Origin of the sequence: Mesorhizobium sp. M7A.T.Ca.US.000.02.2.1 (assembly GCF_003996995.1) — a bacterium.
In the GTDB taxonomy this organism is placed as follows: Bacteria; Pseudomonadota; Alphaproteobacteria; order Rhizobiales; family Rhizobiaceae; genus Mesorhizobium.
In genome coordinates, this window is sequence record NZ_RZTT01000344.1 from 1 (window position 1) to 6,554 (window position 6,554).

A 6,554-nucleotide genomic window follows, 5' to 3' on the forward strand; every position below is an offset into this window, starting at 1 on the left:
GCCCGCTCGGCGTGCTGATGGAGACATCGGTGGAACTCAGACACTCATGGTCGGAAAAGGCGGCATCGGGAACCATGCCGACCTCGATGCCCAGTTCTGCCAGGGTCTTGCCGGCAAGGTCGCGCTGGTCGATCTCGACGAGATCGGCGAAGACCTTGTTGGCATAGACGATGTAGCCGTCGCGGTCGCGATGGATGACGAGATCGCCAAGCGCGTCGATCAGGCCGCGAAAGCGCTCGTCGCTCTCCTGCATCTCCCACATGCGGTCGGCCAGCGTCTCGATCTCGGCGCGGCTGCGGGCAGTGGTTTCGTCAAGAAGGGCGGAGGTGCGATGTTCGCTCCGCCTGGCGCGCAAATGCAGGGCAAGGCCGGCAAGGCCGGTTGCCAGCAATGCGACGCTGATGAAGATCGGTGCCCCGGTCAGATGCGCCAGCCCGGCCACCAACACGATGGCGACGAATGTCAGAAAGGGCAGGCTTTCGCGCCTGGAGAATTCCGGCTCGGGCACCAGCGGCGGCGCGGCGACGAAGCGCCGCGTCGACGTCGGCGGGAGCACCGCATCGACATCGTCGCCAGTGTCCGCCTGTTGGCTGCCGGATTCCGCGATCATGCGAAATCCTTGCCAGACAGAGATTATGGAAAATTGCGGCGGATCGTTCGAATTTTAGCGGATGAGCGCTTTTTGCCGAGGCGCGGCGGGTTTGCCACCAGATCTGGCGATTCCATGCCTTCCGGCAGTTGGGCGGAGTCACATATCCACGACGACGCGGCCGCGGATCTTGCCGTCGACGATGTCGCGCGCGGCATCGACGATGCCGTCGAACCCGATGGTGCTGGACAGGCTGGCGAGCTTCTGCAGATCGAGGTCGGTGGCGATGCGGCGCCATGCCTCGAGGCGGACTGCTTTAGGCGCCATCACTGAATCGATGCCGAGCAATGAGACGCCGCGCAGGATGAAGGGCGCGACGCTGGCCGGCAGGTCCATGCCGCCGGCCAGGCCGCAGGCGGCGACCGCGCCGCCATAGGAGGTCATCGAGAGCACATTGGCCAGCGTGTGGCTGCCGACGGCGTCAATGCCGCCGGCCCAGCGCTCCTTGGCCAGCGGCTTGGCCGGCTGGGCAAGCTCCTCGCGCGATATCACTTCGGCGGCGCCAAGGTCGATCAGATAGGGGCTTTCGGCATTGCGGCCGGTGGAAGCAATGACATGGTAACCGAGGCTGGACAGGATCGAGACCGCGACCGAGCCGACGCCGCCGGCCGCCCCCGTCACCACCACCGGGCCGCGATCGGGCAGGATGCCGTGCCGCTCCAGGGCCATGACGCAGAGCATGGCGGTATAGCCTGCGGTGCCGACGGCCATCGCGTTATGCGGGCTGATGCCTTGCGGCAGCGGCACCAGCCAGTCGCCCTTGACGCGGGCACGGCCTGCATAGGCGCCGAAATGGGTTTCGCCGACGCCCCAGCCGTTCAGAATGACCTTGTCTCCGGTGCGCCAGTCGGGATGCGAGGACGAGACGACGGTGCCGGCGAAATCGATGCCCGGCACCAGCGGCCAGTGGCGGATCACCGGCGCCTTGCCCGTGATCGCCAGGCCATCCTTGTAGTTCACCGTCGTTGCCTCGATCGCGACGGTGACATCGCCTTCCATCAGGTCGGCCTCGGTGAGATCGGTTACGTTGACCGACTGCTTTTTCTCGGCGTCACGCGAAACGAGGATGGCTTTGAAGGTTTCGGACATGTCTTTCTCCGCGATCTTGTTTGGCGACATGAACTGTGCGGCGATGGCCGCACGGGGTCAATCCTTGGAAGGCCTGGCTTTGGGTTCGCGTCCCCAGCCGAACAGCTCGTCGAAGACGACCAGTGCCGCGCCCACCGAAATGAAGGCGTCGGCAAGGTTGAAGACGGCGAAGGACCACACCGGCGTGTGAAACAGGATATAGTCGATGACGTGGCCGTAGACGGCGCGGTCGATCAGATTGCCCAGAGCGCCACCGACGATCAGCGCAAAGCCGGTGCGGGCAAGGATCTGGGACGGCGCGATCCGCGTCGCCAGGAACAGCACGAAAGCAACGACGACAAGCGAGATGACGATCAACCCGGTGTCGCCGAAGGACGAGAACATCGAGAAGGCGATGCCGGTATTGTAGGTGCGGAACAGCGCCAGGAAGGGCAGCAGATCAACCTTCTCCTGAAAAGGCAGATCGGCCTCGACCAGGTATTTTATCCACTGGTCGAGCGCGATGGCCGCGACGACAAGCAGTGCGTAGGGAGACCATGATCTCACGGGCGGGCAACCTTCATTGCTGGTCCAGGATTGGCTCGAGCTTGAGCGCGCCGCGCCGGATCTCGAACAGCATGATGCCGGTGGCAACGGCCAGATTGAGCGAATCGGCACGGCCGGCTTGCGGAATCCTGAGCAGCCTGTCGCAACTCGCAGCCAGGCTTTCGGGCAGTCCCTGCTGCTCGTTGCCCATCATCAGCAGCACGGGCCCGCGTGAAAAATCGACCGAGCGGTAGTCGACGGCGCCTTTCAGGTGGGTGCCGGCGACGAGCCCTGAGAAGCCGCCTCGCCAGGCAAGGAAAGCCTCGGTTGTCGCCTTGGCCACCGGCACGGCAAAGATCGAACCCATGGTGGCGCGCACCGTTTCCACGGAGAACGGATCAGTGGTATCGCCGACCAGGATGACGCCTTTGGCGCCGACGGCATCGACGGTGCGGATGACGGTGCCGAGATTGCCGGGATCGCGCACCCGGTCGAGAGCCACCCAGATGTCGCCATTGTCGGCGCGCACATCCTTCAAGGCGAGGAATTTTTGGGAAAAGACGCCCACCACCATTTGCGGATTGTCGCGACGGGTGATGGCCACCAGCACCTTTTCCGACACTTCGAGCACCATGCCGCCGGCGGCAACCGTGCGTGCGGCCACCTTCTCCACCGCCGCGTTGCCACGCCCGGCCTTGGCGAAAACCAATGTCCTGATTTGCCAGCCGAGATCGAGCGCATCGATAACCAGCTTCAACCCTTCGGCCATGAAGGCGTTCTGCTGGTCGCGGAATTTCTTCTGAGCGAGCGCCTTGATGTCCTTGACCAGCGGATTGGCGAGGCTGGTGACCTCCTTCACCTGGCCAGGTGCGCCTGCATGCCGCTCGTTCATTCAGCCACCCAACGCGAAAACAATGAAGTCGAGAGCGCCCGGCCGGCGGACTTTTCACGGATGATCAGCTCACCCGATTCAATCTTGCCGCCCATGCCGGCAAAGGTATCGCGCATCAGGGCGTGGATGGCGAAGAAGGAGGCGCGGATCGAATAGGCGGTCAGCACCACGGCAAGCGGCTTCGGCGTCAGGATCGCCCGGCAGAGATCGGTCAAATCGGGCAGGTCCTCGAACAATTGCCAGACCTCGCCCTTGGGGCCGCGACCGTAGGCCGGCGGGTCGAACAGGATGATGTCGTAGCGGCTGCCGCGGCGCTCCTCGCGCTCGGCGAATTTGACCGCGTCGTCGACGATCCAGCGGATCGGCTTGCTGCCGAGGCCGGCCATCTCCTGGTTTTCACGGGCCCAGCCGATCGCTTTCTTCGAGGCATCGACATGGGTGACCTCGGCGCCGGCGCGAGCCGCCACCAATGAGGCGAGACCGGTATAGCCAAACAGGTTCAGCACCTTGACCGGCCGCTTCGCCGCCGCGATCAGCCCGGCCATGTGCTCCCAATGGGAGGCCTGCTCGGGAAAGACGCCGACATGACGAAACGAGGTGAAACGGCCGAGATAGTCGATGCCGTCATGCTTCATCGGCCAGGTCTCGCCGAGCGGCAGCTTGGGGAAACGCCAGCGGCCGATGCCCTCCTCGTCGGTGTCGCCGGTGAAGACGGCGTCGGCACGCTCCCATTCCTTTGCCGGCAAGGCCTTTTGCCAGATCGCTTGGCCCTCGGGCCGCACGATACGGTAGGGGCCATATTGTTCGAGCTTTTGGCCGGTGCCGCTGTCGAGCAGCGCATAATCGGCATTGGGCGCCACTTCCAGGATCACGGGAAGATGTTCGGCGGGCAGAGCGCCTTCGCGGCGGGCCAGGATGCGCGGCGCCGAGTTCGGTTCGGAACGACTTTCCGTCTTCGCCTCATGGCGCTCGCGCGGTGGCGCTTCCGGTCTGGCGGGAGCCTGGCCGGGACGCGGACGTGACACGTCCGCCGCACCCTTCGCGGATGGATGTGGACGGTTGTCGCGGCGTTTGTCGCGAAAAGACTTCAAGCGGGGGCAACTCCGAACGGCGTGGCCGCTTTTGACATAGGGCAACCGGCTTCGCAACCAAGTCCGACAGGTCGGCCTCTCCGGTTCAGGTTGGCCGCGATGGACCAATGTCAAAGAAACAGGCAAATCTACCGGATGTCCCGCTCCGAACGCCTGCTCGACCTGATCCAGTGCCTGCGCCGGCATCGCCGGCCCGTGAGCGGACAGGCGCTGGCCGATGAACTCGGGATTTCGATTCGCACACTCTACCGCGACATCGCCACGCTGCAGGGCCAGGGCGCGCCAATCGAGGGCGAGGCGGGTGTCGGTTATGTGCTCAAGCCCGGCTTCATGCTGCCGCCGCTGATGTTCAGCGACGAGGAGATCGAAGCCATCGTGCTCGGCTCGCGCTGGGTCGCCAAGCAGCCGGACCAGCGTCTCTCGGCCGCCGCTGCCAACGCGTTGGCCAAGATCGCGGCGGTCCTGCCGGACGATCTGCGCGAGGATCTCGACGCGAGCACACTGCTGGTCGGCCCTTCCGCCGCAGCCATCGAAAGCATCGATCTTGGTCTGGTGCGGCAGGCCATCCGCAACGAGCGCAAGCTTGGCTTTCTCTACCGCGACGCCGGCGGCGCCGCGTCCGAGCGTGTCGTGTGGCCATTTGCGCTGGGCTTCTTCGACAAGGTGCGGGTGGTGGTGGCGTGGTGCGAGATGCGGCAGGATTTCCGGCATTTTCGCACCGATCGCATCACCGAACTCCATGCAACAGACACGCGCTATTCGCGTCGTCGCCAGGCGCTGCTCAAGGAATGGCGGGCAACGCTCGACAAGCCGCGTGGTTCGAGATGACTGCTGCCATGATCTGACAGTAGCTCATCTTATGGTCGCCAAGTCGAAGCACCGAACCTTGGAGAGCAGATATGGCCACCCCGAATTTCATCATCCTCTATGTCGACCAGCCGCTTGAGAGCGGCGCCTTCTACAGCGCGCTGCTCGGCCGTGAGCCGGTCGAAAGTTCGCCGACCTTCGTGCTGTTCGTGCTCGATGCCGGCTTCAAGTTCGGCCTGTGGTCGCGCCATACGGTGGAGCCGGCAGCCGCCATGTCAGGCGGTGGCGCCGAAATCGTCTTTGCGCTGGATACGCCCGATGCGGTCGATGCCGCCCATGCCGACTGGTCCGGGCGCGGGCTGAATATCCTGCAGACGCCAACCGACATGGATTTCGGCCGTACTTTTGTCGCGCTCGATCCCGACAATCATCGCCTGCGCGTCTATTGGCTGTCCGATGGCGAACAGGCCAATGGTAACCAGAAATGAGCGCGTACTGGATCGCCGTGGCGTCGGCCGAACATGTCCGGCGGGGTCGCGCAGCCGGCTTCATGCAGGTCAACCACGGCAAGGCGGCACCGCTGCGTCGCGTCAAGCCAGGCGATGGCATCGTCTACTACTCGCCGAACACTGTTTTGGGCGAGAAAGATGGCCTGCGGGCCTTCACCGCGATCGGCATCGTGCGGGAAGGCGAGCCCTATCAGGGCGATATGGGCGCCGGCTTCACGCCCTTCCGCCGCGATGTGGCGTGGGCCAAGGCCGAGGAAGCGCCGATCAAGCCGCTGCTCGACAGGCTGGACTTCACCATGGCCAAGTCGAACTGGGGTTATCAGCTTCGCTTTGGCCTTTTCGAAATCGGGGATCACGATTTTCGTGTGATCGCCGACGCGATGAGCGCCAAAATGGCTGTACCGGCGAACTAGGCCGTGAGCGCCTTGTAGACGGCAATGCCGGCGGCAAGATCCTCGAGCGCCGCGCCGACCGACTTGAACAGCGTGATCTCACCGGCGCTCTCGCGACCCTTCTTCTGGCCGCGCGCCAATTCGTGCAGATCGGCGACGATGGTTTCCGGCTTCAGCACGCCGGAGGCCAGCGGCTGGACGATGTCGCCGGCTTCCTTGGTGGCGCCGGCGCGGGTGTCGACATAGACGCGGGCGAGCCTGATCGCGTCGTCGTCGCTCTCGCGCATCGTCGGCGTAAAGCCTCCGACCAGGTCGACATGGGTTCCCGGCCGCAACAATGCGCCCTTAATCAGCGGCGTCGTCGTGATCGTCGCCGAGGAGACGATGTCGGCCTGCCCAAGCTCGGCATCGAGATCGCTCGCCGCGCTGGCTGCAAAACCCTCGGCGCGCAGATCGGCGGCGACTTTCTCGGCATTGGCCGGGGTGCGGTTCCAGATGCGGATGGTCTTGATCGGCCGTACGGCCGAGTGCGCCTTGGCGAGGAAGGGCGACAGCGCGCCGGCGCCGACCACCAGCAGCCGCGAGGCATCGTCGCGGGCG

Annotated in this window: 8 protein-coding genes and 1 pseudogene; 3 read left to right on the top strand and 6 right to left on the bottom strand. The window is 64.7% G+C overall.

Annotated elements, in window-relative coordinates:
• From EOD15_RS25695 to EOD15_RS25715, 5 genes are all read right to left on the bottom strand, one after another.
• The coding region (locus EOD15_RS25695) for a PAS domain-containing protein (protein ID WP_127408962.1) at positions 1-610 on the bottom strand (610 nt) is incomplete at its 3' end.
• A gap of 138 nt (positions 611-748) precedes the next feature.
• Positions 749-1,738, bottom strand: coding sequence for an MDR family oxidoreductase (locus tag EOD15_RS25700; protein WP_127408963.1), 990 nt, complete (start codon positions 1,736-1,738; stop codon positions 749-751).
• Between the two features lie 57 nt (positions 1,739-1,795).
• Positions 1,796-2,284, bottom strand: coding sequence for a signal peptidase II (gene lspA, locus EOD15_RS25705; protein WP_127269341.1), 489 nt, complete (start codon positions 2,282-2,284; stop codon positions 1,796-1,798).
• 13 nt (positions 2,285-2,297) lie between these two features.
• A complete protein-coding gene (locus EOD15_RS25710; RefSeq protein WP_127408964.1) occupies positions 2,298-3,155 on the bottom strand; it encodes an RNA methyltransferase in 858 nt (285 codons plus the stop codon).
• Positions 3,152-4,246 (bottom strand): class I SAM-dependent rRNA methyltransferase, encoded by a 1,095-nt coding sequence (locus EOD15_RS25715; RefSeq protein WP_127322604.1) that lies wholly within the window; start codon positions 4,244-4,246, stop codon positions 3,152-3,154. Before EOD15_RS25715 ends, EOD15_RS25710 begins: the two co-directional genes overlap by 4 nt.
• A gap of 135 nt (positions 4,247-4,381) precedes the next feature.
• Between EOD15_RS25715 and EOD15_RS25720 the strand changes: the two genes are divergently transcribed.
• The 3 genes from EOD15_RS25720 (at position 4,382) to EOD15_RS25730 (ending at position 5,975) form a co-directional block, all read left to right on the top strand.
• Positions 4,382-5,074, top strand: a complete 693-nt coding sequence (locus tag EOD15_RS25720) for a YafY family protein (protein ID WP_127322605.1) — start codon at positions 4,382-4,384, stop codon at positions 5,072-5,074.
• A 71-nt stretch (positions 5,075-5,145) separates the two neighbouring features.
• Complete coding sequence (locus tag EOD15_RS25725) at positions 5,146-5,541, top strand: VOC family protein (protein WP_127322606.1); 396 nt, start codon at positions 5,146-5,148, stop codon at positions 5,539-5,541.
• A complete protein-coding gene (locus EOD15_RS25730) occupies positions 5,538-5,975 on the top strand; it encodes an EVE domain-containing protein (protein ID WP_127271652.1) in 438 nt (145 codons plus the stop codon). The genes EOD15_RS25725 and EOD15_RS25730 overlap by 4 nt, the downstream gene beginning before the upstream one ends.
• Here EOD15_RS25730 and EOD15_RS25735 read toward each other — a convergent pair.
• A pseudogene (locus EOD15_RS25735) lies at positions 5,972-6,554 on the bottom strand (ornithine cyclodeaminase family protein); the annotation flags it as partial. The gene EOD15_RS25730 and the pseudogene EOD15_RS25735 sit on opposite strands and share 4 nt — an antisense overlap.

Coding starts and splice junctions, on each gene's coding strand:
- EOD15_RS25710 (WP_127408964.1), bottom strand. CDS start 3,155: ATGAACGAGCGGCATGCAGGCGCACCTGGCCAGGTGAAGGAGGTCACC.
- EOD15_RS25700 (WP_127408963.1), bottom strand. CDS start 1,738: ATGTCCGAAACCTTCAAAGCCATCCTCGTTTCGCGTGACGCCGAGAAA.
- EOD15_RS25725 (WP_127322606.1), top strand. CDS start 5,146: ATGGCCACCCCGAATTTCATCATCCTCTATGTCGACCAGCCGCTTGAG.
- EOD15_RS25730 (WP_127271652.1), top strand. CDS start 5,538: ATGAGCGCGTACTGGATCGCCGTGGCGTCGGCCGAACATGTCCGGCGG.
- EOD15_RS25720 (WP_127322605.1), top strand. CDS start 4,382: ATGTCCCGCTCCGAACGCCTGCTCGACCTGATCCAGTGCCTGCGCCGG.